The 14634-nt window shown below is 63.2% G+C and carries 16 protein-coding genes; 12 read left to right on the forward strand and 4 right to left on the reverse strand.

Annotation, left to right across the window (positions count from 1 at the left end):
* The first annotated feature begins 320 nt into the window (after positions 1 to 320).
* From AACR77_RS00430 to AACR77_RS00455, 6 genes are all read left to right on the forward strand, one after another.
* On the forward strand, positions 321 to 671 hold the full coding sequence (locus AACR77_RS00430) for an ArsC family reductase (protein ID WP_039039874.1): 351 nt from the start codon (positions 321 to 323) through the stop codon (positions 669 to 671).
* Between the two features lie 22 nt (positions 672 to 693).
* Positions 694 to 1821 (forward strand): succinyl-diaminopimelate desuccinylase, encoded by a 1128-nt coding sequence (gene dapE, locus AACR77_RS00435; protein ID WP_010674050.1) that lies wholly within the window; start codon positions 694 to 696, stop codon positions 1819 to 1821.
* 29 nt (positions 1822 to 1850) lie between these two features.
* Positions 1851 to 2537 carry a M15 family metallopeptidase gene (locus tag AACR77_RS00440; protein WP_042879107.1) on the forward strand — a complete coding sequence of 229 codons (687 nt, stop codon included), beginning with the start codon at positions 1851 to 1853 and terminating at the stop codon, positions 2535 to 2537.
* Entirely contained in the window at positions 2537 to 2683 is a 147-nt protein-coding gene (locus tag AACR77_RS00445) for a hypothetical protein (protein WP_010674048.1), read from the forward strand. The genes AACR77_RS00440 and AACR77_RS00445 overlap by 1 nt, the downstream gene beginning before the upstream one ends.
* 268 nt (positions 2684 to 2951) lie before the next feature.
* Positions 2952 to 4679: a potassium/proton antiporter gene (locus tag AACR77_RS00450; protein WP_042879093.1), complete on the forward strand. Its 1728-nt coding sequence runs from the start codon at positions 2952 to 2954 to the stop codon at positions 4677 to 4679.
* A 45-nt stretch (positions 4680 to 4724) separates the two neighbouring features.
* Positions 4725 to 5828 (forward strand): beta-N-acetylglucosaminidase domain-containing protein, encoded by a 1104-nt coding sequence (locus tag AACR77_RS00455; protein ID WP_010674046.1) that lies wholly within the window; start codon positions 4725 to 4727, stop codon positions 5826 to 5828.
* Between the two features lie 142 nt (positions 5829 to 5970).
* Here AACR77_RS00455 and AACR77_RS00460 read toward each other — a convergent pair whose 3' ends face one another.
* Positions 5971 to 6603 carry a LysE family translocator gene (locus AACR77_RS00460; protein ID WP_039039878.1) on the reverse strand — a complete coding sequence of 211 codons (633 nt, stop codon included), beginning with the start codon at positions 6601 to 6603 and terminating at the stop codon, positions 5971 to 5973.
* Positions 6604 to 6767: 164 nt separating this feature from the next.
* Between AACR77_RS00460 and AACR77_RS00465 the strand changes: the two genes are divergently transcribed.
* From AACR77_RS00465 to AACR77_RS00480, 4 genes are all read left to right on the forward strand, one after another.
* Positions 6768 to 8390, forward strand: a complete 1623-nt coding sequence (locus AACR77_RS00465; protein ID WP_042879095.1) for a methyl-accepting chemotaxis protein — start codon at positions 6768 to 6770, stop codon at positions 8388 to 8390.
* A gap of 178 nt (positions 8391 to 8568) precedes the next feature.
* Positions 8569 to 9099 carry a DUF1523 family protein gene (locus AACR77_RS00470; protein ID WP_039039880.1) on the forward strand — a complete coding sequence of 177 codons (531 nt, stop codon included), beginning with the start codon at positions 8569 to 8571 and terminating at the stop codon, positions 9097 to 9099.
* The gene (locus tag AACR77_RS00475; RefSeq protein WP_042879097.1) at positions 9096 to 9392 is read left to right on the forward strand and encodes a winged helix-turn-helix domain-containing protein; all 297 of its coding nucleotides are present in this window, start codon (positions 9096 to 9098) and stop codon (positions 9390 to 9392) included. The genes AACR77_RS00470 and AACR77_RS00475 overlap by 4 nt, the downstream gene beginning before the upstream one ends.
* Before the next feature lie 65 nt (positions 9393 to 9457).
* A complete protein-coding gene (locus tag AACR77_RS00480; protein WP_042879098.1) occupies positions 9458 to 9904 on the forward strand; it encodes a hypothetical protein in 447 nt (148 codons plus the stop codon).
* 113 nt (positions 9905 to 10017) lie between these two features.
* Here the strand turns inward: AACR77_RS00480 and AACR77_RS00485 are convergent, their stop codons facing one another.
* A complete protein-coding gene (locus AACR77_RS00485; RefSeq protein ID WP_042879101.1) occupies positions 10018 to 10488 on the reverse strand; it encodes a hypothetical protein in 471 nt (156 codons plus the stop codon).
* A gap of 29 nt (positions 10489 to 10517) precedes the next feature.
* The gene (gene rihA, locus AACR77_RS00490) at positions 10518 to 11453 is read right to left on the reverse strand and encodes a pyrimidine-specific ribonucleoside hydrolase RihA (protein ID WP_042879103.1); all 936 of its coding nucleotides are present in this window, start codon (positions 11451 to 11453) and stop codon (positions 10518 to 10520) included.
* A 194-nt stretch (positions 11454 to 11647) separates the two neighbouring features.
* Between rihA and AACR77_RS00495 the strand changes: the two genes are divergently transcribed.
* Positions 11648 to 12379, forward strand: coding sequence for an RluA family pseudouridine synthase (locus AACR77_RS00495; RefSeq protein WP_080768016.1), 732 nt, complete (start codon positions 11648 to 11650; stop codon positions 12377 to 12379).
* Between the two features lie 107 nt (positions 12380 to 12486).
* Here AACR77_RS00495 and udp read toward each other — a convergent pair whose 3' ends face one another.
* Positions 12487 to 13242, reverse strand: a complete 756-nt coding sequence (gene udp, locus AACR77_RS00500) for a uridine phosphorylase (RefSeq protein WP_010674037.1) — start codon at positions 13240 to 13242, stop codon at positions 12487 to 12489.
* Between the two features lie 392 nt (positions 13243 to 13634).
* Here udp and AACR77_RS00505 point away from each other — a divergent pair.
* A partial coding sequence (locus tag AACR77_RS00505; RefSeq protein ID WP_042879105.1) for an iron-containing alcohol dehydrogenase occupies positions 13635 to 14634 on the forward strand: 1000 nt, incomplete at its 3' end.

Below are 14634 nucleotides of genomic sequence, written 5' to 3' on the forward strand. Positions count from 1 at the left end.
CAGCGGCCCCAGCGGCCCCAGCGGCCCCAGCGGCCCCATCCGGCCAGGTGTGCTTCCCTGTGAGGCGCCCTGCCACCTGTCGTCCTATCCGGCCAGGCGTGCAGCATAAGGGCCTCCTGCCCCCGGTCTCCCCCTTTGATACCGCAGCGCATCCCGTCCCAGACCAGCGTGTGCTGGCGCGCGGCCCCTCCCTTCTCCACTCGGCCTGACTGGTAAAACCAGCCCATCCGGCCATGAGCGTTGCCATGGGGGGGCCACAATGCCAGAATCGGGCCCTTGCACGATTTCAGGGCCGCCGGCCCGCAGACAAAGGATCCCCCATGGCCACCACCCTCTATGGCATCAAGAACTGCGACACCATCAAGAAGGCCCGCAAGTGGCTGGAGGAGGCGGGTATCGATTACCGCTTTCATGATCACCGCGCCGACGGTCTGAGCCCGGAACAGCTCGATCTCTGGCTCGCCAAGCTGGGCTGGGAAGCCCTGCTCAACACCCGTGGCACCACCTTCCGCGCCCTGCCGGAAGCAGAAAAACAGGGGCTCGACACCGCCAAGGCCCGTGACCTGCTGCTGGCCCACCCGGCCATGATCAAGCGCCCGCTGCTGGACCAGGACGGCACCCTGACCCTGGGCTTCAAGGCAGACCTCTATCAATCCCTCTTCTCCCGTTAACTTTTTCTGTTAAGGAACACCGATGTCGGACGTCATCACACTGGCCAAGGATCTGATCAGCCGCCCCTCCGTGACCCCCCTGGATGAAGGGTGCCAGACCCTGATGGCGGAGCGCCTCGCGCGCCTGGGGTTCGTCATCGAACCCATGGTCTTTGAGGACACCACCAACCTCTGGGCACGCCGTGGCAGCGAGGGTCCCCTCTTCTGCTTCGCCGGCCACACCGACGTGGTACCCGCCGGCCCCCTGGAGAAGTGGGACACCCCGCCATTCGAGCCGACCATCAAGGACGGCATGCTCCATGGCCGGGGCGCCGCCGACATGAAGGGGTCTCTGGCCGCCATGGTGGTGGCGACCGAGCGCTTCGTGGCCGAGCACCCGGACCACAAGGGCTCCATCGCGTTTCTCATCACCTCGGATGAAGAGGGGCCCTTCATCAACGGCACGGTACGCGTCATCGACACCCTGGAGGCACGCAACGAGAAGATCCGCTGGTGCATCGTCGGCGAACCCTCCTCCACCGCCCAGGTCGGGGACGTGGTGAAGAACGGCCGTCGCGGCTCCATCACCGGCGATCTGCTGGTGCGCGGGGTGCAGGGCCACGTCGCCTACCCCCATCTGGCGGACAACCCCATCCACAAGGCGGCCCCGGCGCTGGCGGAGCTCGCCGCCATCGAGTGGGACAAGGGCAACGCCTACTTCCCCCCCACCAGCTTCCAGATCGCCAACATCCAGGGCGGCACCGGCGCCTCCAACGTCATCCCGGGGGAGTTGCAGGTCCAGTTCAACTTCCGCTTCAGCACCGAGCTCACCGATGCGGCTATCCGCGAGCGGGTCGAGGCGCTGCTGACCCGTCACGGCCTGGACTTCGAGCTGAAGTGGACCCTCTCCGGCCAGCCCTTCCTGACGGACACCGGCGCCCTGCTGGACGCCACCGTCGCCGCCGTGGCGGCAGTGAACGGCCAGCAGCCGGCCCTGCTCACCACGGGGGGCACATCCGATGGGCGCTTCATCGCTCCCACCGGGGCGGAAGTCATCGAGCTCGGCCCGGTCAACGCCACCATCCACAAGGTGAACGAGTGCGTGAAGGCGGACGACCTGGATCTGCTGGCGGACATGTACCAAGGAGTGCTGGCACGACTGCTGGCATGAGCAGCGCTCCGGACAAGAGAGACCAGACCATGAATCAGGATCAACTGCTTGGGCTGGATGAGAGCCACCTCATCCTGGTGGGGCGCGGCCCCCATCGTCTGACCGCCGCCACCGCGGCGGCCTTCAACGACATGCAGGTGGCTGCCGCCCATGCCGGTTTCAACCTGCAGGCGGCCTCCAGCTGGCGCGGCTTCGAGCGCCAGCTCGCCATCTGGAACGGCAAATGGCGCGGGGAGCGCCCTCTGCTGGATGCGCACAACCAGCCCCTCGATGCCCTGCAACTGGGCGAGACCGAGCGACTGCACGCCATCCTGCACTGGAGCGCCCTGCCCGGCACCAGCCGCCATCACTGGGGCACGGATCTCGACATCTACGATCCGGACTGCCTCCCCGCCGGCACCCGGCTCGCGCTGGAACCCTGGGAGTACGAGGCGGGCGGCTGGTTTGCCGATTTGCGCGAATGGCTGGACGATCACATGAACGACTTCGGCTTCTTCCTGCCCTATGCAAAAGGGGAGCAACCGGCTCAGGGGGTGGCCTACGAGCCCTGGCACCTGAGCTTCGCGCCCGAATCCGACGGGCTGGCCCTGGATCCGGCGGCGCTGGCGCTTTGTCTGGAACGGGCGGATATTGAAGGCAAGGAGTGCATCCTGGCTCATCTCGACGAGATCCTGGCCCGCTATGTAACCCCGGCACACCACGAAAGGAGATTCTGATGAGCTTGTGGTTATGGATAGGCTTGCCGCTGCTGTTTCTGCTCGGCCTGTTTCTCAACGCCATCAAGGACATGAAGCAGCTCGAGAAACAGCTGCCCAAGTACAAGGACAAGATCCGGGAGGTCAAGGACGACGAGGACGACTGACCCCCTCGCAGGAGCCCGTCGGCGCTCCTGCCCCCTTCCCGTCCACGGCATTTTTTCGCCCTCTGTCGCCCCCCTCTGCCTGCACTGAAAGCCCCATCCATTGCCCCCTTTCCCTGCGCTTTCCCGCGCGGGCACGCCACCCTCGCCCTGCTTGAAAACTGCGCAACAAACGTAAAAAACTGCAAAACAATGCACAATTAAGCCACACAAAGGGGGTCAATCTGCATATAATGTGCCTGTTTTGCAGCCCGCCATAAGGAGTTCGCCATTGGATGCCACCACCGTCAACAGTTTCTTCTTCATCGGTGCCCTGTTGGTGGGCGCCAGTGTCCTGTTGAGCGCGCTCTCCTCCAGAGTCGGCATCCCCATCCTGGTCATCTTCCTCGCCGTCGGCATGCTGGCGGGTGAGGATGGTCCCGGCGGCATCCACTTCGCCGACTACTCGGTCGCCTACCTGGTGGGCAACCTGGCGCTGGCCATCATTCTGCTGGACGGCGGCATGCGCACCCGGGTCTCCTCCTTTCGGGTCGCACTCTGGCCCGCGCTCTCGCTGGCCACGGTCGGGGTGGCCATCACCACCGGCCTCACGGGTCTCGCCGCCGCCTGGCTGTTCGACCTCAACCTGATGCAGGGGATGCTCATCGGTGCCATCGTCGGCTCCACCGATGCGGCGGCGGTCTTCTCCCTGCTCGGCGGGCGCAGCCTCAACGAGCGGGTCAGCGCCACCCTGGAGATTGAGTCGGGCAGCAACGATCCCATGGCGGTCTTTCTCACCGTCACCCTGATCGAGGTGCTGGCCACCGCCCAGCAGGGGCTGGATGCCGGCTTCCTGCTGCTGCAACTCGTCAAGCAGTTTGGTCTGGGCGCTGGCATCGGCCTTGCGGGGGGCTGGCTGCTGTGGAAACTCATCAACAGTGCCAAGCTCGCCCCCGGTCTCTATCCCCTGCTCACCGTGAGCGGCGGCCTGCTCATCTTCGCCCTCACTACGGCGGTGGGGGGCAGCGGCATCCTCGCCATCTACCTCACCGGCCTGCTGCTTGGCAACCTCTCCCTGCGCAGCCGCAGCACCACCCTCTCCGTGCTGGACGGCCTGACCTGGCTCAGCCAGATCGGCATGTTCCTGGTGCTGGGGCTGCTCGCCTCGCCCCACAAGCTGCTGCCCATCGCCCTGCCGGCGCTGGCCCTGGCCATGTGGATGATCCTGTTTGCCCGTCCGGTGTCGGTCTGGATTGGACTGCTGCCGTTCAAGAACTTCGCGCCGCGCGAGCGCTGGTTCATCTCCTGGGTGGGGCTGCGCGGCGCCGTGCCCATCATCCTGGCGGTCTTCCCCATGATGGCGGGGCTGCCCAATGCCCAGCTCTACTTCAATGTCGCCTTCTTCGTGGTGCTGGTTTCGCTGATCCTGCAGGGCAGCTCGCTGCCGCTGGCATCAAAGCTGGCGCGAGTGGAGGTGCCCGCACCGCCCTCTCCCATCAACCGCTCTGGGCTGGAAATCGATCTCGACAGCCAGTGGGAGACCTTCGTCTATCGCCTGAGCGCCGAGAAGTGGTGCATCGGCTCCCCCTTGCGAGAGCTGCGCATGCCCCAGGGCACCCGCATCTGCGCCCTGTTCCGCGGCCAGGAGCTGCTCCACCCCTCGGGCAGTACCCGCCTGCAATCCGATGACATCCTCTGCGTCATCGGCCACGAGCACGACCTGCCCGCCCTCGGTCAGCTCTTCAGCCAGGCGCCGGAGCAGGACCTGGGCCCGCGCTTCTTCGGTGACTTCCTGCTGGAGGCCAACGCCAGGCTGGTGGATCTCGCCCCGCTCTACGGGCTGGATGTGAGCGAGGTGGCGGATCAGAGCCTCGGCGATTTTATTGCCCATCAGTTGGGCGATAATCTGGTGGTCGGTGACCATGTCGCCTGGCAGGGACTGCTCTGGACGGTGGCGGAAATGGAAGAGGGTGAACCCCGCAAGATAGGGGTGCGCTTCCTGGAAGAAGACCCCGTCTAGGCGCCGGCCATCGTAGCCCGCATTTGTGTGAGAAGGGAGTGAACCATGCCTTATCAAACCCTGTTGTCCGGTCTGTATCCTCCCTCGCCCAAGCTGGGCCTCATCGAGGGTTTCTTTGGCAAGGGCTGGAGCTGGGAAGCCCGTGCCCGCTACGCCCAGTGGCTGCCCCGCCACGGCTATGGCTTCTACCTCTACGCCCCCAAGGAAGACGGCTACCTGCGCAAGCACTGGGCCACACCCTGGCCCGCCGACCAGCTTGAAGCCCTGTGCCAGCTCGCCCGCCAGTGCCGGGAGAACGGGCTGGCCTTCGGGGTGGGCCTGAGCCCCATGGGGGCCCATCACGACTATGCCCGCCAGCGACCCGCCCTGCTGGAGAAGGTGAGGCTCATCGAGGAGGCGCTCAAGCCCGATATCCTGGCGATCCTGTTTGACGACATGAAGGGGGACACCCCGGATCTCGCCCACTGGCAGCTCACCATCGCCCACGACATCGCGGCCCACACCGGCGCAGGCCGCCTGCTGTTCTGCCCCAGCTACTACAGCACGGATCCGGTGCTGGAGAAGGTGTTCGGTGCCATGCCCCCCCACTATCTGCAGGATCTGGGTCAGGGGCTCGACAGGCGCATCGATGTCTTCTGGACCGGCCCCAAAGTCTGCTCCACCGAGTATCCGGCTGCCCACCTCAAACAGGCCGCCGACTGGCTCCATCGCAAGCCCTTCCTGTGGGACAACTATCCGGTCAATGACGGCAGCAAGGCGAGCAGCTTCCTGCACCTGCGCGCCTTCGAAAACCGTCCGGCAGAGCTGGCGGATCTCGTGAGCGGCCATGCGGTCAATCCCATGAAACAGGCGGCCCTCTCGGCACTGCCGCTCGCCACCCTGCCCATGAGCTACAAACTCGGCAAGCAGTACGATCCTGACAAGGCGCTGCACGCCTCCCTCAACGCCACCTGCGGGCCGCAGATCTCCGCCATGATCCAGGCAGACCTGCCGCTCTTCCAGGACATCGGTCTGGCCCAGCTCACCCCCGAGCAGGTCATCCACCTCAAGAGCCGCTACCTGCCGTTCCAGGATCAGGCCTGCGTGAACGAGATCCTGCGCTGGCTGGCCGGGGAATACGTGTTCGATCCGGACTGCCTGACCGACTGACCTCATGAGTCCATGAAAAGTGGGGTCATGAAAAAACGGGCCCATGTAAAAGGCCACCTCCCGGACAGGGAGGTGGCCTTTTTGCATCATCTCTCTTCAGGTGCCCCATGGCGTCACATAGGGCGGCAGATTGAGCGGGTGTTTAACCGAACGCCAGCCAGACCCCGACAAACAGCATGAGAGAGCCCGCGATCCGGTTCATCAGAGTGACATTGCCGCTCTTGGCGAGGAAATGGCGCAAGGTGCGGCCACCGCTGGCATAGAGCATCAGGCAGGAGAACTCGATGACCAGGATGAGCGCGACCAGGGCCCCTATCTGGGGTGCCATCGGCTTGGCCGCATTGATGAAGGGGGGCAGCAGGGAGACCATGAAGGCCCACCCCTTGGGGTTGGCGATGGCGGTCACGAAACCCTGCACGGCCAGTCCCATGGGGCTGGTCTGCTGACCCGCCGAGAGATCCGCCGGGATGGCCATCTTGCCCTTGGCCTGCCACATCTGGATGCCAAGCCAGACCAGGTAGGCGCCACCTACATATTTGAATGCAGAGAACAGGGCCGGGTAGTTGAGCATGACTGCCGCCACCCCGACCACCGACAGCACGGAGACCAGGCCGACGCCGACAAGCTCCCCCCACATCATGTGCAGGGTACGGCGCACCCCCAGACTCATGCCCAGGGTCATCGCCAGGGTCATGCACATACCGGGGGTTACTGAGACAAAAAAGAACGTGGGAATAAAGAGCGCCAAGATGGCGGGATCAATCCAGTCGGACACACTACACCTCCAGGGTAACAAGCAGACGATCTTGCCTATCACACTCTTTTAACACAAGAAAAACCTTTTCATTCAGCAAGAATTCAGCATTAAAAAACCTGTGACAAGGATTGTCGCGCCTGTGTAAGATGCCGCCTCACTCCTCTTTCGGGTTAGGATCTTTCATGTCATTGAATAATCTGTCCATTCGTCTTCAAGTGCTTATCCCTCTCCTGCTCGCCAGCCTGTTGATGCTGCTGATGGCCGTGATCAGCAAACAGGAAATCGACGGTGCCATTCAGGACATGAATGAAACCACCGCCAGCGTCACCCGCCACAAGGACGACATCGCGGCCCTGATCCACGCCACCTACCGGCTGCGCACCAACGCCATCTACGGCCTGTACGATGAGGCCCTCTTCGCCCAGTTGCCGGCCCAGCTCTCCGCCGCCGAACAGGAGATTGGCGCCATCCTGACCAGACTGGTTGTCACCGGTGCCGAGCAGGACAACCGTCAGGTCGCGGCCGCCCTGCAGGCCTACCTCGGCCATACCCGCAGCAGCATGCTGCCCCTGCTGACCGCCAAGTACCAAGGCAGTGGCGATCCCGCCGCCTATGAGCAGGCCCGCCTGCACTTTCGCGATCTGGGGGAGGCGCTCATCAAGCAGATCGATGCCATGTCCGTCCACATCAATCAGCTGACCCAGACTGAGATTGCCGAAGAGCAGGCCCACTACCGCGCGACCCTGCTGCGCACCCTGCTGCTGATGGGGGGCGCCCTGATCGCGGCCCTGCTGGGTGGCTGGTGGATCTCCGGGCGCATCGTGCAGCCCATCGGCCAGTTGCAGGAGGTGATGCACGCCGTCGCCCTCGGCCGCTTCAACGTGCGTGCCAATGCCGAAGGCAACAACGAGCTAGGCCAGCTCGCTAGGGATATCAACCGGACCCTGAGCCAGCTTGCCAACACCATCCAGACCCTGACCGGCATCAGCGGCAATGTGGCCTCCGCCGCCACCGAGCTTGCCGCTGTGATGACCCAGGCAGAGGTCAACGCCCAGCAGCAGCGCGGTGAGACCGAACAGGTGGCCTCCGCCGTCACCGAGCTGGCCAGCACCGCCGACAACGTCAACCACAACGCCGCCCTGGCCGACGAGCTGGCCCGGGATGCCAACAGTAGGGTCGAGCAGGGGCTGGCCCTGTTTGCCGAAAGCATCGAGGCCAACGGCCGCATGGCGGGCAGTCTGGAGAACGCCGCGACTGTGGTGGCCAGGCTCAAGTCCCAGTCCGAGCAGATCGGCAAGGTGATCGAAGTCATTCAGAGCATTTCGGAGCAGACCAACCTGCTGGCCCTCAACGCCGCCATCGAAGCGGCCCGCGCCGGTGAAAGCGGCCGCGGCTTTGCGGTGGTGGCCGACGAAGTGCGCCTGCTGGCCGCCCGTACCCAGGACTCCACCAAGGAGATCCAGGCCATCATCGAGCAGTTGCAGAGCCAGTCCCTCTCCGCCAACAGCGGCGTGCAGCAGACCCTGGAGATCCTCGGCCACAACCGGCAGCTCTCCGCCGAGGTACAGGCCTTGCTGGGGGGCATCACGGACGCGGTCAACCAGATCAACGGTGCCAACGCCCAGGTGGCGACCGCGGCAGAACAACAATCCTGCGTCACCGCCGACATCAGCCGCAACCTCACCAACATCCACGAGATCGTGAACCAGAACGCCGCCGGCATCAGCCAGAGTGCCGCCGCCAGTCACGAACTGTCACAGCTCGCCGAGCAGCAGCGCAGGCAGCTCGCCCAGTTCCAGCTCTGATCCCGAGAGGGTCTCTTCGATACCGCGGGGCCCGGCGCAGGCCCCGCACTTGCCCCTCCCCCTTCACGCCTCCTGTTTAAAACGGGTTTTTGCCATCAAGGTGTCATTGGGGGCTGGGCTGCATTCGCAAATGTGGGTATGGTAGAGGCACGTCACTCCCCCTCATCGAGAGATCATCATGAGCCTGAAGTTCAAGAAACCCGCTTTTATCACGCTCGGCCTCATCGCCCTGCTCTCCGCACTCTGGCTCGATTTCTATCTGCCGGAACACACCATCGCCACCATCACCGGGGTGGAGGTGAAGCGCACCGACAAGGATGGCCCCATCAGCCAGAAGAACCCGGCTGACGGCCCCACCACCGACGTCTATTACATCTACACCGAGCGCCCCGGCGAGAAGATCCGGGTGTTTCGCAATGAAGACACCGAATGGGGCTGGCCCTTCTACTTCAAGTTCAACGCCGCCGACGTCCAGGCCAAGGCCAAGTCCATGGAGTTCGAAAAACGCCTGGCCATCATCACCTCCTACGGCTGGCGCGTGAACATGTTCTCCATGTTCCCCAACGTCACCAAGATCGCGAGCACCGAGCCCGATGCCTCCACCTGGAGCTTCTTCCGCTGGTTCTGGTTCGGTGTCTGGGCCCTGGTGATGGGCAAGGCGGCCATCGCCACCTGGCGCTACTTCGATCGCCTCGAGGACGAGATATGAGCGAGCCGAGCAAGACCCGCACCAGCTTCTATCGTCGGCTCTACGTGGCTCACCTCATCAGTCAGGGCACGGACACCGTGCCCGCCATCATGGAGGCGACCGGCATGCCGCGCCGCACCGCCCAGGACACCCTCAGCGCCCTGGCGGAGCTCGACATCCAGTGCGCCTTCGAGCAGACCGAGGGGGCTCGCCATCTGCAGGGGCACTACCGCATCAGTGACTGGGGGCCCATCAATCCGGCGTGGATCAAGGCCCAGCTGCCTCTTATCAAGGAGACGCTGCGCTACCCCTGATCCTTCATGAGAGCGGCTATGCATCGACAAACAAGGCCCCTTCCGGCCCACATCAGGTGGCACTAATGAAGGCTATACGCATCATTTTGCAACTCGTGATTCTTGCCACCGGGAGTGTCATGCTTGCTGCTCTCTTTGCTGGGCCCGCACCAGACTTCACGGCCATTGTCGTTTTACTTGGCTTTGTGGCACTTCTCCTTGCTCTGACGCTGGTACTAAAAGAGCACACGGAAAACCGCTTAAGCCCTGACCATAGGCTAAGTGTCAAACCAATGGGAATGGTTCTGATCTTGTCTGGTGTGTTTGCCATGATCTACGGCATGAGCATTCTCAGCGGACATCAACCTCTACCTAATGGCAGCGATACATGTCGTGCTATGTGCGGGATCATCTTGTTAGCATCCGAAGCATTTGGCCAAGCAGTTGCCAAACTGTTTACCTTCGGCCTGTGGTCAGGAGTGGGACTATTTCTTTGCTTTATTGGTTACCACCTAGTCAAGGGAAGGAAATAACCTTACGAGAAGCAACCATGTAGGCTTTGTTGACTGATTGCCTTCATAAAAATAGAGGGGCCAGCCGGCAAGGCTGGCCCCTCTATTTCAGGCCGATAGCGTGACAGGCAGCCCTACTCGGGCATGGCCGAATCCTCAAGCTCCCCGCCAGACTCACCCCGGGTACAGTCGATGATGGAGCGCTTGGGATTGTTGGGGTCGCGCAGCAACAGGGGGGCCATCCCCTCGTCATGCAGCCTCTCGTCGGAAAATTCGCTGCCATAGGCGTTATGGGTCAGCCTGCGGGCATTGGCGATGGGGGTATCCACGAAGAGGGCATGTACCTCGAAGGTGGAGGCCGGCACCAGGAAGCCGACGATGGGCAGGCCGTGCAGCTCCTGATGGACCTTGTACCAGGCAAAGCCCTCGCTCACCTTGTCAGGGGTATACATGGCGAGCTGCGGATTGGCCGGGCGCCCGGTCTCGATGTCGAGATGAAGGGTGTCCAGCTCGCAGGTCGCCAGCCCCTGCCACATCTTCTCGAACGGGGTCGCGCAACCCGTCAGTTGCATGCATGTCAGCAGCGCCAACGTCCCTTTCCACATTCCCAACCCCTTATCCGATGTCCAGGATGTCAACCAAATGAGCGCAGTCGCTGCACCAGCAACTCGATGAAACCGACCCTGTCGAGCCCCAGCAGCACCAGGGCATTGGCCGGTTTGCCGGTCAGGTCGTAGCGATCCACCACCGTCATGCCCAGGGTATGGGTCCCGCCGGTTTCGATATCGACCCGGCACTCCACCCCGTGAAACAGGGAAGGCGCCAGCAGCCAGGCGATGGTACAGGGGTCATGGAGCGGCGCGCCAGCAAATCCCCACTTGGGATCCCGATGATAGATCATGAAAAAGTCGAGCAGCTGTGCCACGCACTGCGCCACCGGGTTGGGAATGGCGCGTACCCGCTCGATATCCTCGTCCATCACCTGGGCCTCGTGGGTCACGTCCAGCCCGCACATGGTGATGGGCAGCCCCGACTTGAAGACCATATCGGCCGCTTCGGGATCCACATAAATATTGAATTCCGCCGCGGGGGTCCAGTTGCCCGCACCGGCGGCGCCCCCCATCAGTACGATGCGGGCGATCTTCTGCTTGAGCTCGGGGTGGGCCGCCAGCAAGAGGGCAATGTTGGTGAGCGGCCCGGTCGGCACCAGGGTGACCGGCTCCGGGCTCTCGCGCAGACATCTTGCCATCAGTTCAAGGGCGCTCACCGCCCGGGGAGCAAAGGCGGGATCCGGCAGCTCTGGGCCGTCCAGCCCCGATTCGCCGTGGACGTTGTCGGCGATGATGAGCTCACGGGCCAGAGGCTTGGCAGCCCCCGCCGCCACCGGAATGTCGTCGCGGCCGAGCAGGGTCAGGATGCGCAGGGCATTGTTGAGGGTCTTGTCCGGGGTCTGGTTGCCCGCGCTGGTGGTGACCGCCATCACCTTCAGCTCGGGGCTCGCCAGCGCCAGAATGAGGGCGATGGCATCATCGTGGCCGGGATCGCAATCGAGAATAACGGGCAACGCCATGGACAGACTCCTTACAACATGACAGGGAGCCATACCTTAGCAAGAGATAGCCAGATGAACTCAGGAAGGAGTCACAAAACGCCTCAACCAACGAGATCAAGTACTTGGCGACAGGCCTTGGGAGCGGACACCCAGATTCGCCGCGCCGCCATCGTTCGGGTATGATCCCTCCCCCTTCATCGTCCGGTTGCCCCATGTCCGCCATCATCGACACCTTTGTTGCTCCGCCCTGCGCCGCCACCATCGAGATCCTGTTTGAGGATGCACATCTGCTGCTCATCAACAAGCCGAGCGGCCTGCTGAGCCTCTCGGGCAAGAACCCGCAGAACCTCGATTCGGTCCATTATCGGCTGGTACAGGATTACCCCGGCTGCACCCTGGTGCACCGCCTCGACTTTGGCACCTCGGGCGTCATGGTGGTGGCCAGAAACAAGAGCATCAACGCCCTGCTCTGCCACCAGTTCAGCCAGCGCACCGTGAGCAAGGCTTACGAGGCACTGCTCTGCGGCCATCTGGCGGCGGATGAGGGCGTCATCGACGCATCCATCGCCAAGGATCCGGCGCTGTTCCCGCTGATGAGCATCTGCGCCGCCAGCGGCAAACCCGCCCGCTCACGCTATCGGGTGATGGAGCGGCTCACCCTGGAGGGGGCAGGCCAGCCGGTGCCATTGACCCGGGTCAGACTGGTACCGGAGACCGGGCGCACCCACCAGCTGCGCATCCACAGCCAGTGGCTGGGCCACCCCATCCTGGGATGCGATCTCTATGGCGGCCTGCTCCCGCCCGGCTGCGAACGGGCCCCCAGACTGATGCTGCACGCCAGTGAACTCGGTTTTGTGCACCCGGTGAGCGGCGAAGCGGTACAGATCCGCTGTGAAGCGCCCTTTGCGCAGGCACTGGCGGCCATGACGGGGCAACAGGGGTAACGAAGAAGGGGGAAAGCAGGGCCAGAAAGGCAAAAAGGGCAAACGGCGGATAAAGATAGGGGCCGCGCTTTCGCAACGGCCCCCACCCCCCACTCGGTGTGGTGCTATCAGATCAGCTTGCGGGCGGCGCCCAGCACGATCTTGATGGCATCAGATTCGGTTTTCGCCATGGTTTCGGCGTTCGGGATTTCCTGCTGGGTACGGTTCACGATGACACCGGCCACCATGCCCGCACGCAGGCCCTGGCTGGTACACATGGTCAGCAGGGTCGCGGACTCCATCTCGTAGTTCAGCACGCCCATGGCTTGCCACTCTTTCATGGAACCCTGGAAACGTTGTACCACGCGGCCGGATACGGTGTCGTAACGCTCCTGACCCGGGTAGAAGGTGTCGGAAGAAGCAGTGACGCCCACGTGCAGCTTCGAGCCCAGCTCCTTGGCGGTGTTCACCAAGGCGGTGGTGCAGTCGAAGTCGGCCACTGCCGGGAACTCCATCGGCGCGAAGTGCAGGCTGGCACCGTCGAGGCGCACGGAGCCGGTGGTGACGATCACGTCGCCCACGTTCAGGTGCGGCTGGATGGCGCCGGTGGTGCCGATGCGCAGGAAGGTACGGATACCCAGCTGGGCCAGCTCTTCCACCGCGATGGAGGTGGACGGGCCACCGATACCGGTGGAGCAGATGATCACGGCCTTGCCGTCCATCTCGCCGCGCCAGGTGGTGAATTCACGATGGCTGGCCAGGTGCACCGGGTTGTCCAACAGTTCTGCGATGCGCTTCACGCGCTCGGGGTCACCGGGGACGATCGCCAGGGTGGCGCCTTGCAGATCCGCTTTTTTCAAACCCAAGTGAAATACATCAGACATAGTGGACTCCTGGTTGCGCCCCGCCGCATGGCCGCCGAGTGCAGTTAAGGTGATTCTTTACGGTACTTTCAAGCCGGTATCCCCTCATCCGGGGAGGCGCCAACTATGGTCGAAAGCGCTTTCCAATTCCTTGATGCGCCTCACACTTCTGCGCTTCAAAGCTGACAAAAATGGCGCGAAACGTTTGCTAAGATGATGAATTTCTTGAAAAACGTTTTTACACTCCTTTTGCACTCCCATCCCTTGTCAAGCCTTGAGCGACCGTCCATTTAAAGAGCGCGATCGAGTCCACAAAGTTGCAAACGAGATACCATTGACCCCTTCTCATCCCCTCCGACGCTGTTATGTTGGCGCCCGCATACCACTTAATGGCTAATCATACGGAGTCCATCATGGCGACATTCAAGTTCTACATTCCCGCAATCAACCTGATGGGGGCGGGCTGCCTGCAGGAGGCGGCAGCGGATATCCAGGGACATGGCTATCGCAAGGCGCTCATCGTCACCGACAAGATCCTGGGCCAGATTGGCGTGGTGGGCCGGCTTGCCGCCCTCCTGGCCGAGCACGGCATCGATGCCGTGGTGTTCGATGAGACCAGACCCAATCCCACCGTGGCCAACGTCGAGGCGGGTCTTGCGATGATCCGGGCCCATGGCTGTGACTGCGTCATTTCGCTCGGCGGCGGCTCACCCCACGACTGCGCCAAGGGCATCGCCCTGGTGGCCGCCAATGGGGGCAGCATCAAGGATTACGAGGGGGTGGATCGCTCCGCCAAGCCGCAGTTGCCGCTCATCGCCATCAATACCACGGCCGGCACCGCCTCCGAGATGACCCGTTTTTGCATCATTACCGACGAATCCCGTCAGGTGAAAATGGCCATCATCGACAAGCACGTCACGCCGCTGATGTCGGTCAACGACCCGGAACTGATGCTGGCCAAGCCCGCCGGCCTCACCGCCGCCACCGGCATGGATGCCCTGACCCACGCCATCGAGGCCTATGTCTCCACCGCCGCCACCCCGGTCACCGATGCCAGCGCCGTGATGGCCATCGCACTGATTGCCGAACACCTTCGCACCGCCGTGCATCAGGGGGAGGATCTCCATGCCCGCGAGCAGATGGCCTATGCCCAGTTCCTGGCCGGCATGGCCTTCAACAACGCAAGCCTGGGCTATGTGCACGCCATGGCTCACCAGCTCGGCGGCTTCTACGACCTGCCCCACGGGGTGTGCAATGCGGTGCTGCTGCCCCATGTCCAGGCCTACAACGCCCGGGTGTGCGCCGGTCGGCTCAAGGATGTGGCCCGTCATATGGGGGTGGATGTGAGCGCCATGAGCGATGAGCAGGGTGCGGCGGCAGCCATTGATGCCATCCGGCAACTGGCTCGCGACG

Origin of the sequence: Aeromonas sp. ZOR0002, from assembly GCF_963866995.1 — a bacterium.
In the GTDB taxonomy this organism is placed as follows: Bacteria; Pseudomonadota; Gammaproteobacteria; order Enterobacterales; family Aeromonadaceae; genus Aeromonas; species Aeromonas caviae.

What these genes read in the sequence shown, in the direction of transcription:
- AACR77_RS00480 (WP_042879098.1), top strand. Translation starts at nt 9,458, where the DNA reads ATGAAGGCTATACGCATCATTTTGCAACTCGTGATTCTTGCCACCGGG.
- udp (WP_010674037.1), bottom strand. Translation starts at nt 13,242, where the DNA reads ATGTCTGATGTATTTCACTTGGGTTTGAAAAAAGCGGATCTGCAAGGC.
- AACR77_RS00430 (WP_039039874.1), top strand. Translation starts at nt 321, where the DNA reads ATGGCCACCACCCTCTATGGCATCAAGAACTGCGACACCATCAAGAAG.
- AACR77_RS00470 (WP_039039880.1), top strand. Translation starts at nt 8,569, where the DNA reads ATGAGCCTGAAGTTCAAGAAACCCGCTTTTATCACGCTCGGCCTCATC.
- AACR77_RS00475 (WP_042879097.1), top strand. Translation starts at nt 9,096, where the DNA reads ATGAGCGAGCCGAGCAAGACCCGCACCAGCTTCTATCGTCGGCTCTAC.
- rihA (WP_042879103.1), bottom strand. Translation starts at nt 11,453, where the DNA reads ATGGCGTTGCCCGTTATTCTCGATTGCGATCCCGGCCACGATGATGCC.
- AACR77_RS00495 (WP_080768016.1), top strand. Translation starts at nt 11,648, where the DNA reads ATGTCCGCCATCATCGACACCTTTGTTGCTCCGCCCTGCGCCGCCACC.
- AACR77_RS00445 (WP_010674048.1), top strand. Translation starts at nt 2,537, where the DNA reads ATGAGCTTGTGGTTATGGATAGGCTTGCCGCTGCTGTTTCTGCTCGGC.
- AACR77_RS00440 (WP_042879107.1), top strand. Translation starts at nt 1,851, where the DNA reads ATGAATCAGGATCAACTGCTTGGGCTGGATGAGAGCCACCTCATCCTG.
- AACR77_RS00485 (WP_042879101.1), bottom strand. Translation starts at nt 10,488, where the DNA reads ATGTGGAAAGGGACGTTGGCGCTGCTGACATGCATGCAACTGACGGGT.
- AACR77_RS00465 (WP_042879095.1), top strand. Translation starts at nt 6,768, where the DNA reads ATGTCATTGAATAATCTGTCCATTCGTCTTCAAGTGCTTATCCCTCTC.
- dapE (WP_010674050.1), top strand. Translation starts at nt 694, where the DNA reads ATGTCGGACGTCATCACACTGGCCAAGGATCTGATCAGCCGCCCCTCC.
- AACR77_RS00455 (WP_010674046.1), top strand. Translation starts at nt 4,725, where the DNA reads ATGCCTTATCAAACCCTGTTGTCCGGTCTGTATCCTCCCTCGCCCAAG.